The sequence below is a fragment of the Plantimonas leprariae genome (assembly GCF_008802405.1).
GTDB lineage: Bacteria > Pseudomonadota > Alphaproteobacteria > Rhizobiales > Rhizobiaceae > Plantimonas > Plantimonas leprariae.
Window position 1 is genome coordinate 127,878 of the sequence record NZ_VZDO01000012.1, and the last position, 15,965, is coordinate 143,842.

Here is a 15,965-nt window from a genome sequence, read left to right on the forward strand (position 1 = left end):
TGAAGCTCCCCACCACGCGGTGCCATCATGCGATCGATCGCGGAGGTGTTCCCATGCGGTTCCTGCTCTCGGCCGCCCTGCTCCTGTCCGTCACCATCGCCGCTCCGGCGCAGGAGAGCGAGGACGACGACTACCAGACCTACGTCACCGCGCTGTTCCGCGAGCCGGAACGGGCGAAGGCCGATTTCGACCAGATGGCGACGGCGAACCCGGCGCTCGCGGCCTATTATCTCGGCGTCCGCGTCGAGGACCGCTGCAAGCTGAAGACCCCGCCGCGCCGGCTCTACGAGGCCGGCGGCGGCAAGGCGGCAACGCGAACCCTCGAAGGCCGCAAGCTCTTCGCCGTGGCGAGCACCCTCGCCTCGCTGAAATACGCGACGGGCGAGGAGGAGACGGCGTTCTGCGACCGCGTCCGCAAGCTCGTCGCCGATGCGAGCGCGAAGCCGGCTCCATGACGATGAACCGCCGGGCGCTGCTGCTGTCGGGCGCGGCTTCGGCCCTCCTGCCGATGTCGGCGCGGGCATCGGAAGAAGCCGAACCGCCGCTGCTTGCCGAAGACTACGCGGCGGCGCGGGCCGGCTTCCAGACCCGTCTCCTGCGAGAGGGGCCGGCTCCAGACGGGGGCGAGTCCCTCGACCCGCCGCCCGGCGCGCGACGCATATCCTACCGCTCCGGCGGGCTGGAACTCGCCGCCTGGCTGTCGGACGATGCGACGTCGACCGCGAAACGCCCGGCGATCCTGTTCCTGCACGGCGGCAACGCGCTCTGGCACGGCCACTGGGATCTGACGAAGCCCTATCGCGAGGCCGGCTACGTCGCGATGATGCCGGCGTTCCGGGCGGAGAACGGCCAGCCCGGCTTCTTCTCGGGCTTCTACGACGAGACCGCGGACGCCCTCGCCACCGCTACCACGCTGCGCGCCCTGCCCGGCGTCGATCCGGCGCGGCTGTTCCTCGCGGGACACAGCGTCGGTGGCACGCTGACGCTGCTCGCGGCGATGAGCGCGCCGACTTTTCGCGCCGCCGCCGCCTTCTCGCCGAACCCGGACGCCCGCGCCTTCTTCCGCCGCTTCCCGGAGGACATCCGCTTCGACGCGGGAAACCCTCGCGAGTTCGAGATGCGCTCGGCCGCCTGCTATGCGACGAGCTTCAAGTGTCCGCTCCTGATGCTGCACGGCTCGGAGGAGACGCGCTCGGAAGACGCGATCCGCCTCACCTCCGCGCGTGCGAAAGCCGCGGGGCTCGACGTGCGGCACGGCATCGTCCCCGGCAGCCACACCTCCGCCCTGCCCGGCGAGACGGCGGAAAGCCTGCGGTTCTTCGCGGGAATCTAGGTCGCCGCGATCACGATCTCGACGAGGTTCGGCGCACCGGAGGCGATGCCGGCCTCGATCGCGCCGGCGACGTCCTCCGGCCGCTCGACGCGCCGGGCGGGAACGCCCATCGAAGCCGCGAGCGCCTGGAAATCGATCGGCGGATCGACGAGGTCCATCGCGATGAAGCTGTTGGCGCGGGCGCTCAGATAATGCGTCTGGCCCTTCATGAAGTTCTTCAGGATGTTGTATTCGCGGTTGTTCAGCACCACGAAGGTCACCGGCAGGCGCTCGTGCGCCGCCGTCCAGAGCGCCTGCGGCGCGTACATCGCCGCGCCGTCGCCGACGAGCGAGACGACCGGCTGGCGGTCGAGGCCGAGCGAGGTGCCGACCGCCGCCGACATGCCCCAGCCGAGCACGCCGCCCCGGCACAGCGAATATTGCCGCGGCGACGAGGAGTTCAGCAGCGAGCGGACCGGCCCCATGGTCGCCGGCGCCTCGTCGACGATCGGCACGTTCGGTCCGATGGCGCGCACCAGTTCGGTGGCGGCGACGAGCGGCGTCATCACCGGCGCAGCGCGCTCGGCCTCGGCGCGGTCCCTAAGTTCTCTCCGCCGCGCATCGCGCTCGCGCGCGGCCTCCTCGCGCAGCTCCGCGATGGCCGGCCGGTGCCGGGCGAGCTTGCGCTCCAGCATCGGCAGGAGCACGGCGAGGGACGCCCTGATGTCGCCCATGCAGGAAAGGGCCGTCGCGTAAGTGCGCCCGAGGTCGCGCACGTCGGCCGAGAGCTGGTAGACGCGGCAGTCCGGCGGCACCGCCGGCCCTTCCGAATAGAGGATGGTGATCGTCGACTTGCCGCCGAGCGCGAAGACAGCGTCGAACGGCTCCAGCATCGCGCGGATGTCGGAGGCCTTGGTCGGCAGGCTGCCGCGCCATTGCGGATGCGCCGTCGGGAACGGGATGTGCGCCGGCCAGGACGAGCCGAATACCGGCGCGCCCAGCGTCTCGGCCAGCGCGACGGTTTCGGCGCTGGCGCCGGACGTGGAGATCTCGTCGCCCGCGACGATCGCGAGCCGGCCCGGCTCGACTTTGGCGAGAATGTCGGCGAGGCGCTCCAGCGAGCCGGCGACCGCCGCCCGGTCGATGGTCGACACGTCGGCGATGCCGACCGTGCTCATCTCCTCCATCACGTTCATCGGCAGCGACAGGAAGACGGGACCCGACGGCGCGGCGGCGCAATCGTGCAGCGCGCGGCGGACGATCACCGGGATCTGGTCCGGATGGGTGATCTCGTGCGTCCACTTCATCGCCGGCGCGGCGATCTTCACGAGGTCGCCGAACAGCAGCGGATCGGCGAGGTTGTGGCGCGTGTCCTGCTGGCCGGCGGTGATCACTAGCGGCGTGCCGGCGGACTGCGAGTTGAGGATCGCGCCCATCGCGTGGCCGAGCCCGCCGGCCGTGTGGAGATTGACGAAGCCCGGCTTGCCGGAGGCCTGCGCGTAGCCGTCCGCCATCGCGACGACCGCCGCTTCCTGCAGGCCCCAGACGTATTCGATGTCGGGCGCGCCGGTCAGCGCGTCCATCAGCGGCAGTTCGGTCGTGCCGGGATTGCCGAAGATGTAGCGCACGCCCTCGCTGCGCAGCACTTCCAGCATCACCGCGGCTCCGCGCCGCGGCTCGATCGCATCACCAGCCGGGAATGCCCTCGCGCTCATGCCGTCAGCCTTTCCGTTCCGCTCGTGGTCCGGGAAGGCCGATAGCACGTTCGCGTTGCGAAGCCGATCTTACGGCAGGCGCGAGCGCTCCCTCGCCTGCCGCTCGGCCTCCTCGGCGGCTTTCATCTGCGCCTTTGTGTATTGCAGCGCGTGGGTGGCGAGGTCGCGTCCGTCCTCCCAGAGGTTGCGCCAGATGCCGAGAATGCCTTCCAGCGGCTGGCCGACGACGCGCGACGAGAAGCTCTCGAAGGTGATCGGCCCCTGATAGTTCGCGCGGGCCAGCGCCCGGAACACGGCTTTCAGGTCGATCGAGCCGGAGCCCATGTAGCCGCGATGCGAGTCGCCGGTGTGGAAGTAGCCGATCCACTCGCCCGTATCGACGATGGCGGACGGTACGTCCGACTCCTCGATATTCATGTGGTAGACGTCGAGATGCACCTTCACGTTCGGCGCACCGACGCGCTTCGCCATCTCGACGCCCTGCGCCGCGGTGTTGCAGATGTTGGTCTCGTAGCGGTTCACCACTTCGAGGACGAGCGTGATGTCGCTCTTCGCCGCGACCTCCGCCACCTCGCGCAGCACTTCGGCCGAGCGCTCGATCCCGTCCCGCGTCGCCGGGCGGTCGTACTTGCCGAAGGCGGAATAGAGAATGCCGCCGATGATCTCGCCGCCGCAGTCGCGGCAGGTGGTGACGGCGTTGAGGAGCTTCTTCTTGCCACGGGCGCGCATGTCCGCGTCGTCCGAGGTGATGTCCTCGTCGAAGTCGAGGCCGAGCGAGAAGTTGATGCCGATGCCGGCCGCCTCCAACTGGCGGCGGGTGAAGTCGGCGTCGATCACCGACGGATCGAGCGCCGCCGCCTCGATGAAGTCGTAGCCGACCTCGGCGCTGGCCGCGATCGCGCGCGCCGCTTCTTCGTTGCTCCAGCCCTTCTCCCAGACGAAGGCATGCACGCCGAGCTTGTTCGCCATCTTCCTCTCCTCCCGCAAATTGTTTCGCACCCGCAAATTTCTGCTGCAGCGCAACAGTCCAAGCCAAGTAGTGCGGGCGCAGGAACATCATTGACAAGGTCGGGGGCGATGTCTAGCCTCCAATAAAACGTTTCACGAGTTGCCGAGCGGCTCCGATCGTCTTGGGAGGGCGATTGTGTCGAAAGCCCGAAATCCGTCGATCCGCATGGTGGCCGAACGGGCGGGCGTCTCGGTCGCGACGGTGTCCAACGTCCTCAACAACAAGGCGAGCGTTTCGCCGGACTTCGCGGAACGGGTCCTGAAGGCGGTCGGCGAGCTCGGCTACGTGGTGGATATCGCCGCGTCGCGGCTGCGTTCGGGCCGCGCCGCACTGGTCGGCGTCGTGGTGCCGGACCTCACCAATCCGATGTTCGCCACCTTCGTCTCGACGCTGGAACACGCCGCGCGCCTCGCCGGCTTCGACCTCGTCGTCGTCTCCGCCCGGAACGATCCTGCCGAGGAAGCGGATCGCCTGTCGCGCATCCGCTCCTGGCGGCCGGCCGGGCTCATCGTCATCCCCTGCGACGGCGCGCTGGCGGAGCGCCTGCCGATCGGCCTCGGCGGCACGCCTGTGGTGGTCGCCGACCGCATTCCGGACAGCGGCGGTTTCGATCTCGTCGCCGTCGACAACGGCCCGGCGGCGGCGCGGATCGCCCGGCATCTCGGCAGCGAGGGCTACGGCTCCTGCCTCGTCGTCGGCACCAGCCTCGCCATCAGCAACGTGCGCGAGCGCTGGGACGGCATCCGCGCCGCCGCCGGGCCGACGTATTTCGAGATCGTCGAGATCGGCATCGGCGATGCGGCACGGCTCGATGCGGTGGAGAGCCGCCTCGCCGACGCGCGGCGGCCGGAGGCGCTGTTCGCGCTCGATCACGTCACGGCGCTGGAGCTCTACAAGCTCGTCGGCCGGCTCGGCCTTCGCGTGCCGGCGGACATCGCCTTCGCCGGCTTCGACGAGATGGAATGGATGCGCCTCGTTTCGCCGCCGGTCACCGCCGTCCGGCAGCCGGTGGAGGATATGGCCCACGCCGCCTGGCAGCGCCTGGTGAAGCGGATGGAGAACGATGCGGCGACGCCGACGGCACGTCGCCTCGAATGCGCCGTGACGATCCGCGGATCGACGGCGCGGCAGCCGGGCGCCTCGCGGGAAGACGAGGCGGCCTGAACGGGAACAGCAGCCAAAGGGAGGACAAGGGCATGATCATCAACAGACGCCACGCGCTCGGGATCATCGGCGGCGGCATCGCGGCGAGCGCGCTGCGCGGTCCGCTCGCCTTCGCGCAAGCTGCCGAGGCGCAGGCCGGCATCGTCGTGAAGATCGGCGGCATCCCGTGGTTCAACGCCATGGAGCAGGGCATCAAGAAGGGCGCCGGCGAGTACAAGGTCAACGCCTGGATGGTCGGCCCGACGCAGGCCGACGCCGCCCAGCAGGTTCGCGCCATCGAGGACCTGATCGCCCGCAAGGTGCAGGTGATTGGTATCGTGCCGAACGACTCGCCGGCGCTGGACCCGGTGCTCGGCCGCGCCCGGGCTGCAGGCATCAAGGTGCTGGCGCACGAGGGACCGGACCAGAAGGAGAAGGACTGGGACTTCGAGCTGACGACGACGGAGGAATACGGCAAGGCGCACATGGACCTTCTCGCCAAGGAAATGGGCGAGGAGGGCAAGTACATCGTCTATGTCGGCTCGCTGACCGTGCCGCTGCACAACGCCTGGGCGGACGCCGCCATCGCCTACCAGAAGGAGAAGTATCCGAAGATGCAGATGCTCGGCGACCGTTTCGGCGTCGCCGAGAGCGTCGACGAGAGCCTGAAGACGACGCAGGACCAGATCCGCGCCAACCCCGACCTGAAGGGCATCCTGACCTTCGGCAGCCAAGGGCCGATCGGCGCGGCGCGCGCGCTCGACGACCGCGGCAAGGCGAAGACGATCGCCCTCGTCGGCGGCTTCTCGCCCGGCCAGGGCCAGCGCTACGTGAAGTCTGGCATCATCCGCGGCGGCTACATCTGGAACCCGATGACGGCGGGCGTGATCTTCGCCGAGGTCGCGGCGATGCTGGCGGCGGGCAAGGAACCGACCGACGGGATGGAGCTCGCCGAGGTCGGCAAGGTGCGCGTCTACCCGGACAAGAAGCTGATCCAGGCGCAGAAGCTCGAATCGCTCGACAAGGAGAATGTCGGGCGCCTCGCCGAGATGGGCCTCTGACGAGAAGGCGAGTGGACGGCGCGGCATCGCGCCGTCCCTCCGCCGGCGGGAGCATGCATGGCTGACGCGACACCTTTCCTCCACCTCTCCGGCCTCTCGAAGCGTTTCGGCGGCGTTCGCGCGCTGGAGGGCATCGACTGGGACGTGATGCCCGGCGAGGTGCACTGCCTCGTCGGCGAGAACGGCTGCGGCAAGTCCACCCTGATCAAGGCCGTCGCGGGCGTCCATCCCCCAACCGAAGGCGGGATCGAGATCGATGGGCAGGACGTGCTGCCGCTCGATCCAGCCAAGGCTAAGGCGCTCGGCATCCAGGTGATCTTCCAGGACCTGTCGCTGTTCCCGAACCTCACCGTCGCTGAGAACATCGCGATCGAGAGCAATCTCGGGGCCGCGCTCTCGCCGGTTCGAAAAGGCGCGATGCGGCGGATCGCCCGGGAGGTGCTCGGGCGGCTCGATTTCCATCTCGATCTCGGCGCGGCGGTCTCGGACCTTTCCGTCGCCGAGCGCCAGATCGTCGCCATCGCGCGGGGCCTCGCGGGCAAGGCGCGCCTCATCTTCATGGACGAGCCGACCGCCTCGCTGACCCGGGCCGAGGTCGACCGGTTGCTCGCCATCGTCGAACGCCTTAAAAGCGACGGTATCGCCGTCGTCTTCGTCTCGCACCGGCTCGACGAGGTGGTGCGAATCGCCGAGCGCGTCACCGTGATGCGCGACGGGCGAAAGGTCGGCACCTATCCGGTCGGCGAGGTCGACCAGCGGCGCATCGCGCACCTGATGACTGGCCTCGACATCGAGGCGAAAGTCGTCGCCCGCGACATGGCCGGGGCCGAGCCGCTGCTCGAAGTCAACCGCCTGTCGCGGCGTGGCGAGTTCGCCGACGTGTCCTTCACGCTCCGGCGCGGCGAGGTGCTGGGGCTCGTCGGCCTGCTCGGTTCCGGCCGCACGGAACTGGCGCTGACGCTCTTCGGCATGAACCGGTCGGAGGGCGGCACGATCCGCTTGAAGGGACGCGAGCTGACGCTTCGCTCCAACCGCGACGCGGTCCGGGCCGGCATCGCTTACGTCTCGGAGGACCGCCTGTCGCTCGGCGTGATCCTACCGCAGTCGATCGGCGACAACGTCGTGCTCGCGGTGATGAAAGGCCTGCGCAACCGCTTCGGACTGCTGCCTACCACCCGGCGGCGAGGGCTCGGCGAGGACTGGGTGAAGCGCCTCGCGATCAAGGTGCCGGGCATCGATCGGCCGGTGCAGACGCTGTCCGGCGGCAACCAGCAGCGCGTCGTCCTGGCCAAATGGCTGGCGGCACGTCCGAGCGTCCTCATTCTCGATTCGCCGACCGTCGGTGTCGACATCAAGAACAAGCAGGGGATCTACGAGGTGGTGGCCGACCTCGCGAATCAAGGCGTCGGGGTGATCGTGATCTCGGACGAGGTCGGCGAGGTCTTCGCCACCTGCGACCGCGTCCTCCACATGCGGCAAGGGCGCATCGTCGGCGAGGCGGTGCCGGGCCGGGTTTCCGAACACGCGATGGAGGAGCGGATCTATGCCTGACCGCGGCTCCGAACGGGGCGCCGCGCTGACCCGCCTCCGGCGCAAGCCCGAGGCGTGGCTGCTCGTCGTGATCCTCCTCGTCGGGGGTCTATTCTCGGCGCTCGCCCCCGGCTTCCTGACGCTGCCGAACGTCATCGATCTCCTGGAGACCTATTCGGTGCAGGCGATCATGGCGATGGGCCTCTTCGTCGTGCTGGTATCGGGCGGCATCGACATCTCCTTCGCCGCCACCGCTTCCGTCGCGCAGTATTCGGCGGCGATGCTGGCGACGCGCCTCGGCCTCCCCGCCCCGCTTGTCATCGCCGCCGGCCTCCTGATCGGCACGCTGCTCGGCTGCGTCAACGCCGCCCTGATCCACTACGTGCGGATCACCTCGATCATCGCGACGATCGCGACGATGAGCGTGTCCTTCTCGGCGCTGATGTATTTTTCGGGCGGCCGGTCGATCTACGACCTGCCGGACTGGTGGATCGATCGCGTCACCTTCTATGAGGTCGAGCTCGCCTCCGGCGACCTCGTGCGCGTCACGCTGCCGATCGTCGCGATGGCCGTCGTGGCGCTGGCGACATGGGCGATGATGACCCGGACCTCGGTCGGGCGGCAGCTCTACGCGATGGGCGGCAACGGCGAGGCCGCGCGCCGGATCGGCATCGGTATCGGCAAGCTGCATTTCGTCGCCTACGGCTATCTCGGCTTCATGGCCGCGCTCGGCGGCCTCGTGCAGGCGCACCGCGTCGGCGAGAGCGTGCCGAACGCGATGGTCAACACCGAACTCGGCGTCCTCTCCGCCGCGGTGCTCGGCGGCGCGAGCCTCACCGGCGGCATCGGCACGGTGCCGGGCGTGCTGCTCGGCATCGTTCTCCTCGCGGTGCTCCAGAACGGGCTGAACCTCCTCGGCGTCTCCTCCTACTTCTTCCAGATCGTCATCGGCCTGACGATCCTCGTCTCGACCTCGATCACCGTCCTCTCGTCGCGCCGCGGACGGCGTCACCGCATCCTCGGAGCCGAGGCGGCCCATGCCTGAGAACCGCTCCGCCGCCGCATCGAGGGACGCCGGCAACGGCATCGAGAGCCTGATGGCGCGCCTGCGCGGCGGGCTGCCCGGCGGCCAGGCCGGCCTCGCCGCACTGCTCCTGCTGCTCCTCGTCCTGTTCTCGCTGTTCGTGCCGGGCTTCCTGAGCTTCGGCACCCTCCAGTCCTTCATGTACCAGTTGCCGCTGCTCGGGCTCCTGTCGCTGGCGATGGTGGTGCCGCTGATCACCGGCGGCCTCAACCTCGCGATCATCGCGACCACGAACAGTTCAGCGCTTCTGATGGTCTGGATCATGCAGAACGCCATGCCGGCGGATGCCGGCGCGGCCGCGAGCCTTGGCGTGATCGCGCTGGCGCTGCTGGCGGGCATCGCGCTCTGTCTGGTGATCGGCCTCCTGACCGGCGCGCTCGTCGCCTATACCGGGGTCCATCCGATCCTCGTGACGCTCGGCACGAAGTCGCTGATCGACGGAATCAGCATCTATCTGACGCGCGGCATGGCGCTTTCCGGCGTGCCGGAGATGTTCAGCAGCATTGGCAACGCGCAGTTCTTCGGCGTGCCGCTGGTCTTCGTGGTGCTCGTCCTCGCGGCGATCCTCTTCGGCGTGGTCCTGAAGCGGACCGCCTTCGGCCTCGCCTGCGCGATGATCGGCTCGAACATCGAGGCGACGCGCTATTCGGCGGTCGACGTGAAGCGCGTCCTCGTCGGCGTCTACACGCTATCGAGCCTCGCCTGCTTCGTCGCGGCGCTGATCATGCTCGCGACCTTCAACTCGGCTTCCGCCGACTACGCGCAGTCCTACCTCCTCGTGACCATCCTCGCGGCGGTGCTCGGCGGGGTCGATCCGTTCGGCGGCTTCGGCACGATCGGCGGACTGATGCTGGCGCTCGGCATCCTTCAAGTCATCTCGTCGGGCTTCAACCAGTTCGGCCTGTCGAACTATCTCACCGTCGCGATCTGGGGCCTGATCCTGATCCTCGTGGTGATGTTCCAGACGCTGGGACCGCAGCTCGCCGGCTTCGTCGGCAACAGGAAGCGCAAGGCATGACCAACCTCTATCGCCGGGCCGGCGAGGAACTGAGCCTCGTCCTCGACAGGCTGGACGAGGCCGAAGTCGACCGCGCGGTCGCGACGATCGCGGCGGCACGGCACGTTTCGGTGTTCGGCGGCGGGCGCGAGGGGCTGCAGGTGAAGGGCTTCGCCATGCGCCTTTTCCATCTCGGGCGCTCGGTCTCGGTGGTCGGCGACATGACGGTGCCGCATCTGGGCGACGGCGACCTCCTGTTCGTCACCTGCGGGCCGGGCGAAATCTCCACTGCCGTGGCCTTGGTCGGCGTCGCGAAGGCGGCCGGCGCGAAGGTCCTCGTCGTTACCGCGCAGCCGGAAGGCCGCGTGCCGAAGATGGCCGACGAGATGCTGGTGCTGCCCGCGCAGACCATGGCCGACGACCAGGGCGACAAGGTTTCGATCCTGCCGATGGGTTCGGTGTTCGAGGGCTGCCTGTTTCTGCTCTTCGAGGTGATGATCCTGAAGCTGAAGGACCGGCTCGGCGTCTCGACGGAGGCGATGCGCGCCAACCACACGAACCTCGAATGAGCATAGCCGTCTTCGACGTCGGCAAGACCAACGTCAAGCTCTTCGCCGCGACGGCGGACGGCGCGCTGTTGGAGCATGTCGCCGCCCCGAACCGCTCGCTCGACGGGCCGCCCTACCGGCACCACGACGTCGCGGCGTTGGAGGACTGGCTGCTCGACGGCCTGGCCGATCTCGGCCGTCGCCACCGGATCGAGGCGGTTGTCGCGACCGCGCACGGCTCGGGTGGCGTCCTCGTCGGCGAGGACGGCCCGGCGATGCCGATGATCGACTACGAGCAGGAGCCGCCGCCCGCTGTCGCCGGCGAATACCGCCGGATCGCCGGTTCCTGGCGCGAGCGCGGCAGCGCCGTAATGCTGGGCGCGGCGCATATCGCCCGGCAGATGTTCTGGATCGAAGCGGAATGGCCGGACGCCTTCGCGCGGGCGACCGCCTTCCTCGCGACCCCGCAATACTGGGCGTGGCGGCTCAGCGGCGTCGCCGCCGGCGAGGTGACGAGCCTCGCCGCGCAGTCGCACCTCTGGGCCCCGGCGGACGGGAAACCGGCGCAACTCGTGGCGGACAGGCGTTGGGAGCGCCTGCTTCCCGCCATGCGCCCCGCATGGGAGGCGCTCGGATGCCTGCGGCCGGAGATCGCCGCCCGCACCGGTCTTGCCCCGGAAACGCGCGTCCTCAACGGCGTCCACGACTCGTCGGCGAACTTCTATCGCTATCAGGCGGCGGGTCTGTCCGACCTCACCGTCGTCTCCACCGGCACCTGGATCGTCTCGTTGACCGACCGGAGCGAGGGCGTCGACTTCGACACCGAGCGCCCGGCCCGTTCCTGCAACGCCGACGTCTTCGGCCGCCCGACGCCCGGCATGCTGACCATGGGCGGCCGCGAATTCTCAAGCGTCGCCGGCGATGCGCCACGCCGTGTTTCACGTGAAACGCTGGCGCGCCTCGTCGAGAGCGGCACGATGGCGCTGCCCTCCTTCGGGCCGGACGACGGCCTGTTCCCCGGCACCGCGCGTCGCGGCTTCGTCGAAGGGCCGCTCGGCGACGACCCCGAGCACCGCTACGGCCTCGCCGTGCTCTATGCCGCGCTCCTCACCGCCGAATGCCTCGACGACCTGCCGACCGCGCAGACGGTCGCGCTCGACGGCGGCTTCGTGCAGGAGCCGATGTTCGGCGCGCTGGTCGCGGCGCTGGTGCCGCGCTCGCGCATCATCGTCAACCACGACCCGTTCGGCACGGCGACCGGCGCGGCGCTGCTCGCCGGCCACACGACGCGCCGCGGACCCGCCCCGCTTTCCGCCGACGCGCCCGACGCGTCGGGCCTGCCCGACCTGACATCCTATCGCGCCCGTTGGCGCGAGAGCGCCCGCAACAGGAGTGACCCGCAGTGACCGCCTACGACGACCAAGCCCTTCGCCGCGAGATGGTGGCGACCTGCCGGCGCATGAACGAGAGCGGCATCAACCAGGGCACCGCCGGCAACCTGTCGGTGCGCAACCCGGACGGCTTCCTGATCACGCCGACCTCGCTGCCCTACGACCGGATGCAGCCGGAGGACCTCGTGCAGATGGCCTTCGACGGCACCTATGCGGGCCGGCACCGCCCGTCCTCGGAATGGCGCTTCCACCGCGATATCCAGGCGGCGCGCGAGGACATCGACGTCGTGCTCCACTGCCATTCGGTCTATGCGACGACGCTCGCCTGCCACCACAAGACGATCCCGAGCTTCCACTACATGACGGGCGTCGCCGGCGGCACGACGATCCGCTGCGCGCGGTACGCGACCTTCGGGACGCAAGCCCTTTCCGATGCCGCCATCGAGGCGCTGGAAGATCGGCTCGCCTGCCTTCTCGGCCAACATGGCCAGATCTCGCTCGGCCGGACGCTCGCCGCCGCGCTGGCGCTGGCGATCGAGGTGGAGACGATCTCGCGCCTCTACGTGCAGGCGCTGACCCTCGGCGAGCCGCCGATCCTCAGCGACGAGGAGATGGCGCGCGTTCTCCAGCAGATGAAGAACATGAGCTACGGCCAGGCGCCGGACCTCGACGGCGTCAACGACACGGCGCGCCAGCGGGAGTAGCGGCGGCTCCAACGGACTCTTAACCGTTCGGAGCGACCGTCAGGGCGGGACATCCGCCATTCGGACGGCCAGTGTTGCGTATCTTCGCCTACCGCCGCGCGCTCTTCATCGTCGGTCTCTGCTTCCTCGCAGGGCTTTCCGGCTGCTCGCGCCTGAAGCGGCTCACGCCCGAAGACTGCATGACGCGCGTCATGTACTTCGAGTCGAACCGCTCCAGCCACGACGGCATGCTCGCGGTCGGGACCGTGGTGATGAACCGCAAGGATTCCGGCCGCTATCCCCGCAGCGTTTGCGGCGTCGTCGGGCAGAAGAACCAGTTCGCGCCGGGCGTCCTGTCGAAGAAGATGGGCCAGGGCGAGCGGCTGGCGCGACAGACGGCGCGCGAGGTGCTGCTCGGCGCGCGGCACGAGGAAGTCGGCCGCCGGGCGATGTTCTTCCACACCGCCGGCTACTCGTACCCCTATAACAACATGCACTACGTCGCGATCGCCGGCGGCAACGCCTTCTACGAGAAGCGCAAGCACCCGACCCAGACGCAGGCCGAAGTCGCCCGGCGCGGCGACCGCCTCGAGTTCGAACCGCCGGGTCGCACCGCGGTGCGCGAGCGGATGATCGCCTCCCGCATGGAAGGCGCCGACGAGACCGCGGTGCCGGTGATCCTCGCGCCGCCGAGCGAGGCCCCCATCCAGACCGCCGCCGAGGTTCCCGCCGGCGTCGACGCGATGCCGGAGCCCGGTCCCGCCACCCGCCTCGGCCAGATGAGCGACGTGCCGCTGCCCTCCATCACGGTGGACCAGGCGCTCGCCGGCGACGGACTTTACTGAGCGGTTAAACCGGCGGTTGCTCGGTAACGATCGCTTTACCACGTTGGAAAGCCGCGCATTTGACTCGAATAAACGACGAAACCGCGCGGCGACCTCCGCATTCTCCCCGCATGTCCAGGTTGTCGCACCTTTCCCGCCTCAAGGTCCTCGTCGTCGAGGACGACCCCTTGCTGCGGCTCGATGCGGTCGACCTCGTCGAGGAAGCCGGGTTCGAGGCGGTCGAGGCGGCGAACGCCGACGAGGCGCTGCGGCTGCTCGAACGCGATCCGACCATCCGCATCCTGTTCACCGACGTCGACATGCCGGGCTCGATGGACGGGCTGATGCTCGCGCACCTCGTCCATCACCGCTGGCCGCCGATGGCGATCCTCGTCACGTCGGGGCACCTGCGGGTGCGGCCGGAGACGCTGCCCGAGAACGGCCAGTTCTTCGCCAAGCCCTATCGCTGCGCGCAGGTGCAGGAGGCGATGTCGCGCGCAGCCCACATGGCCCTCGCCGCCTGAGGCTGGCCATACTGGCGGCGGGGCGGTAGGAGACGGCTACAGCCGCAACCCGCCCGACGGCATATGGAACAGAAGGTCGCCGCCGCGCCACCCACCACCGCTTCCGCCGATCCGGCCGTCAAGGCGCCGGACCGGCTGCGCGCGCTCGTGCGCGGCAACGAACTCGGCCTGTCCGTCCTCGCCGTCGCGATCGGGGCCGCATCCGGCCTGCTGGTGATCGGCATCGCCGCGCTGGCGCAGTGGATGCACGTCCTGTTCTTCACCATCCGCCCGGACGAGCGCCTGAGCGCGGTCGGCGACCTGGCGACGCCGTCGCTCGTCTTCCTGCCGGCCGCGGGCGGGCTGGCGCTCGGCGTCCTCCTGTTCGCGCTGTCGCGGCGGCGGCGCAACCGGGCGCTGGTCGATCCGATCGAGGCGAACGCGCTGCACGGCGGCCGGATGTCGCTGACGGACAGCCTGATCGTCGTGGCGCAGAACGTCATCTCGAACGGGTTCGGCGCGTCCGTCGGGCTGGAGGCCGCCTATACGCAGATCTGCTCGGGCGTCGCCTCGCGGATCGGCATCTCCTTCCAGATGCGTCGGAGCGACATGCGGACGCTCGTCGGCTGCGGCGCGGCGGGCGCGATCGCGGCGGCCTTCAACGCGCCGCTGACCGGCGCGTTCTACGCCTTCGAGCTCGTCATCGGCACCTACTCCATCGCGACGCTGACGCCGGTGGTCGCGGCCGCGCTGGTCGGCGCGCTGATTTCCCGCATCTTCGTCGGCAATGCCTACCTGATCGACATCGGCGCGCCGGGACCGGTCTACGCGCTGGACTATCCGCCGGCGATCGCGCTGGCCGTGCTGGCGGCCGGCATCGGCATCCTGGTGATGACGACGGTGACGCGGACGGAGGCGCTGTTCCGTCTCAGCCGCGTGCCGACGGCGCTGCGTCCGGCACTGGGCGGGCTCGTGCTCGCCGGGCTGGCGACGATCACGCCGCAGGTCCTGTCCGCCGGCCACGGCGCGATGCACGCGACCTTCGACGCGAGCCTTTCCGCCACGACGCTGCTGCTGCTCCTGTTCCTGAAAGCCTTTGCATCGGCGATCTCCATCGGCAGCGGCTTTCGCGGCGGCCTGTTCTTCGCCTCGCTCTTCCTCGGCTCGATCCTCGGCAAGCTCTTCGCCATCGTGGCTGCCGCTATCTTCGGCGCGGCGGCGCTGAGCTCGCCGATTTACGCGCTGGTCGGCATGAGCACGATGGCGGTCTCGATCATCGGCGGCCCGCTGACCATGACCTTCCTCGCGCTGGAGATGACCGGCGACCTGCCGGTGACGGCGCTGGTGCTGGCGGCGGTGGTCACGGCTTCGATGACGGTCCGGAAGACGTTCGGCTATTCCTTCGCGACCTGGCGCTTCCACCTGCGCGGCGAGAGCATCCGCTCGGCGCACGACGTCGGCTGGATCCGCAACCTCTCGGTCGGGCGGATGATGCGGCGGGATCTCCGCACCGCGAGCGAGGACACGACGCTGAAGGTGTTCCGTCGCGACTTCCCGCTGGGTTCCTCGCAGCGCGTCATCATTACCGATCGCGCCGATGCCTATGTCGGCATCGTCCTGGTGCCGGACGCCTATTCGGAAGACATCGACGATCTCGACAAGAGCGTGAAGGAACTCGTCCGGTTCAAGGATTTCATGCTGCTGCCGCAGATGAACGCGCGGGAGGCGAGCCGCCTGTTCGACCGGGCCGAAAGCGAGGCGCTGGCCGTGGTGGACGATCCGGCGTCGAAGCGCGTGCTCGGCCTCCTGACCGAGAGCCATCTCCTGCGCCGCTACAGCGAGGAGCTGGAAGCCCGCCGGCGGGAGGCCGCCGGCGAGACGGTCTGATCCCTGGCGGCGTCACATCTCCTTGTCGACGACGTGGGTTTCCGGCCGGTCCGAGCCGTCGGCGACCTCCTCGTGCCATTCGCCGCCGGCGTCCTGATAGCTGATGCCGTCCGTCTCGCCGGCGAGGCCCTGCCGCGCGGCGGCATCGCGCGCGGCGGCGAGCGCCGCGTCGTGGCTGCGATACGTCTCGGAAAAGACGCCGCCGACCTTGTAGGCCCAGCCGCCGTCGTGCTCGACGATTTCGTAGTTCACTCCGCTCATCGCGATCCTCCTCTGAA

Annotated in this window: 16 protein-coding genes; 13 read left to right on the forward strand and 3 right to left on the reverse strand. The window is 69.4% G+C overall.

Going from position 1 to position 15,965, the window contains the following annotated elements; translation table 11 throughout:
- The first annotated feature begins 53 nt into the window (after positions 1-53).
- Both F6X38_RS15250 and F6X38_RS15255 read left to right on the forward strand, forming a co-directional pair.
- A complete protein-coding gene (locus tag F6X38_RS15250; RefSeq protein ID WP_150971057.1) occupies positions 54-455 on the forward strand; it encodes a hypothetical protein in 402 nt (133 codons plus the stop codon).
- Positions 452-1,333, forward strand: a complete 882-nt coding sequence (locus F6X38_RS15255; RefSeq protein ID WP_150971059.1) for an alpha/beta hydrolase family protein — start codon at positions 452-454, stop codon at positions 1,331-1,333. Before F6X38_RS15250 ends, F6X38_RS15255 begins: the two co-directional genes overlap by 4 nt.
- On the opposite strand, the gene F6X38_RS15260 is transcribed toward F6X38_RS15255, so the two are convergent.
- Positions 1,330-3,027, reverse strand: a complete 1,698-nt coding sequence (locus tag F6X38_RS15260) for a thiamine pyrophosphate-binding protein (RefSeq protein ID WP_150971061.1) — start codon at positions 3,025-3,027, stop codon at positions 1,330-1,332. The two genes, F6X38_RS15255 and F6X38_RS15260, sit on opposite strands and share 4 nt — an antisense overlap.
- Before the next feature lie 69 nt (positions 3,028-3,096).
- On the reverse strand, positions 3,097-3,996 hold the full coding sequence (locus F6X38_RS15265; protein ID WP_150971063.1) for a sugar phosphate isomerase/epimerase family protein: 900 nt from the start codon (positions 3,994-3,996) through the stop codon (positions 3,097-3,099).
- A gap of 175 nt (positions 3,997-4,171) precedes the next feature.
- On the opposite strand from F6X38_RS15265, the gene F6X38_RS15270 reads away from it, so the two are divergent.
- From F6X38_RS15270 to F6X38_RS15320, 11 genes are all read left to right on the forward strand, one after another.
- A complete protein-coding gene (locus F6X38_RS15270; RefSeq protein WP_246191366.1) occupies positions 4,172-5,200 on the forward strand; it encodes a LacI family DNA-binding transcriptional regulator in 1,029 nt (342 codons plus the stop codon).
- 32 nt (positions 5,201-5,232) lie between these two features.
- Positions 5,233-6,240 carry a substrate-binding domain-containing protein gene (locus tag F6X38_RS15275; RefSeq protein WP_150971065.1) on the forward strand — a complete coding sequence of 336 codons (1,008 nt, stop codon included), beginning with the start codon at positions 5,233-5,235 and terminating at the stop codon, positions 6,238-6,240.
- Between the two features lie 57 nt (positions 6,241-6,297).
- Entirely contained in the window at positions 6,298-7,791 is a 1,494-nt protein-coding gene (locus tag F6X38_RS15280) for a sugar ABC transporter ATP-binding protein (protein WP_150971066.1), read from the forward strand.
- Positions 7,784-8,815: an ABC transporter permease gene (locus tag F6X38_RS15285; RefSeq protein WP_150971068.1), complete on the forward strand. Its 1,032-nt coding sequence runs from the start codon at positions 7,784-7,786 to the stop codon at positions 8,813-8,815. The genes F6X38_RS15280 and F6X38_RS15285 overlap by 8 nt, the downstream gene beginning before the upstream one ends.
- Positions 8,808-9,872: an ABC transporter permease gene (locus tag F6X38_RS15290; protein ID WP_150971070.1), complete on the forward strand. Its 1,065-nt coding sequence runs from the start codon at positions 8,808-8,810 to the stop codon at positions 9,870-9,872. The genes F6X38_RS15285 and F6X38_RS15290 overlap by 8 nt, the downstream gene beginning before the upstream one ends.
- Positions 9,869-10,420: an SIS domain-containing protein gene (locus F6X38_RS15295; protein WP_150971071.1), complete on the forward strand. Its 552-nt coding sequence runs from the start codon at positions 9,869-9,871 to the stop codon at positions 10,418-10,420. The genes F6X38_RS15290 and F6X38_RS15295 overlap by 4 nt, the downstream gene beginning before the upstream one ends.
- On the forward strand, positions 10,417-11,805 hold the full coding sequence (locus F6X38_RS15300) for an FGGY-family carbohydrate kinase (RefSeq protein WP_150971073.1): 1,389 nt from the start codon (positions 10,417-10,419) through the stop codon (positions 11,803-11,805). Before F6X38_RS15295 ends, F6X38_RS15300 begins: the two co-directional genes overlap by 4 nt.
- Positions 11,806-11,837: 32 nt before the next feature.
- A complete protein-coding gene (locus F6X38_RS15305) occupies positions 11,838-12,494 on the forward strand; it encodes a class II aldolase/adducin family protein (protein ID WP_150971147.1) in 657 nt (218 codons plus the stop codon).
- A 74-nt stretch (positions 12,495-12,568) separates the two neighbouring features.
- Complete coding sequence (locus tag F6X38_RS24225; RefSeq protein ID WP_425482868.1) at positions 12,569-13,318, forward strand: cell wall hydrolase; 750 nt, start codon at positions 12,569-12,571, stop codon at positions 13,316-13,318.
- Positions 13,319-13,428: 110 nt separating this feature from the next.
- Entirely contained in the window at positions 13,429-13,821 is a 393-nt protein-coding gene (locus F6X38_RS15315) for a response regulator (protein WP_150971075.1), read from the forward strand.
- A 63-nt stretch (positions 13,822-13,884) separates the two neighbouring features.
- Positions 13,885-15,687 (forward strand): chloride channel protein, encoded by a 1,803-nt coding sequence (locus F6X38_RS15320; protein ID WP_150971077.1) that lies wholly within the window; start codon positions 13,885-13,887, stop codon positions 15,685-15,687.
- 12 nt (positions 15,688-15,699) lie between these two features.
- Here the strand turns inward: F6X38_RS15320 and F6X38_RS15325 are convergent, their stop codons facing one another.
- Complete coding sequence (locus F6X38_RS15325; RefSeq protein WP_150971079.1) at positions 15,700-15,948, reverse strand: DUF2188 domain-containing protein; 249 nt, start codon at positions 15,946-15,948, stop codon at positions 15,700-15,702.
- Between the last annotated feature and the right edge of the window lie 17 nt (positions 15,949-15,965).

What these genes read in the sequence shown, in the direction of transcription:
- F6X38_RS15250 (WP_150971057.1), top strand. Translation starts at nt 54, where the DNA reads ATGCGGTTCCTGCTCTCGGCCGCCCTGCTCCTGTCCGTCACCATCGCC.
- F6X38_RS15255 (WP_150971059.1), top strand. Translation starts at nt 452, where the DNA reads ATGACGATGAACCGCCGGGCGCTGCTGCTGTCGGGCGCGGCTTCGGCC.
- F6X38_RS15260 (WP_150971061.1), bottom strand. Translation starts at nt 3,027, where the DNA reads ATGAGCGCGAGGGCATTCCCGGCTGGTGATGCGATCGAGCCGCGGCGC.
- F6X38_RS15265 (WP_150971063.1), bottom strand. Translation starts at nt 3,996, where the DNA reads ATGGCGAACAAGCTCGGCGTGCATGCCTTCGTCTGGGAGAAGGGCTGG.
- F6X38_RS15275 (WP_150971065.1), top strand. Translation starts at nt 5,233, where the DNA reads ATGATCATCAACAGACGCCACGCGCTCGGGATCATCGGCGGCGGCATC.
- F6X38_RS15280 (WP_150971066.1), top strand. Translation starts at nt 6,298, where the DNA reads ATGGCTGACGCGACACCTTTCCTCCACCTCTCCGGCCTCTCGAAGCGT.
- F6X38_RS15285 (WP_150971068.1), top strand. Translation starts at nt 7,784, where the DNA reads ATGCCTGACCGCGGCTCCGAACGGGGCGCCGCGCTGACCCGCCTCCGG.
- F6X38_RS15290 (WP_150971070.1), top strand. Translation starts at nt 8,808, where the DNA reads ATGCCTGAGAACCGCTCCGCCGCCGCATCGAGGGACGCCGGCAACGGC.
- F6X38_RS15295 (WP_150971071.1), top strand. Translation starts at nt 9,869, where the DNA reads ATGACCAACCTCTATCGCCGGGCCGGCGAGGAACTGAGCCTCGTCCTC.
- F6X38_RS15300 (WP_150971073.1), top strand. Translation starts at nt 10,417, where the DNA reads ATGAGCATAGCCGTCTTCGACGTCGGCAAGACCAACGTCAAGCTCTTC.
- F6X38_RS15305 (WP_150971147.1), top strand. Translation starts at nt 11,838, where the DNA reads ATGGTGGCGACCTGCCGGCGCATGAACGAGAGCGGCATCAACCAGGGC.
- F6X38_RS15315 (WP_150971075.1), top strand. Translation starts at nt 13,429, where the DNA reads ATGTCCAGGTTGTCGCACCTTTCCCGCCTCAAGGTCCTCGTCGTCGAG.
- F6X38_RS15320 (WP_150971077.1), top strand. Translation starts at nt 13,885, where the DNA reads ATGGAACAGAAGGTCGCCGCCGCGCCACCCACCACCGCTTCCGCCGAT.
- F6X38_RS15325 (WP_150971079.1), bottom strand. Translation starts at nt 15,948, where the DNA reads ATGAGCGGAGTGAACTACGAAATCGTCGAGCACGACGGCGGCTGGGCC.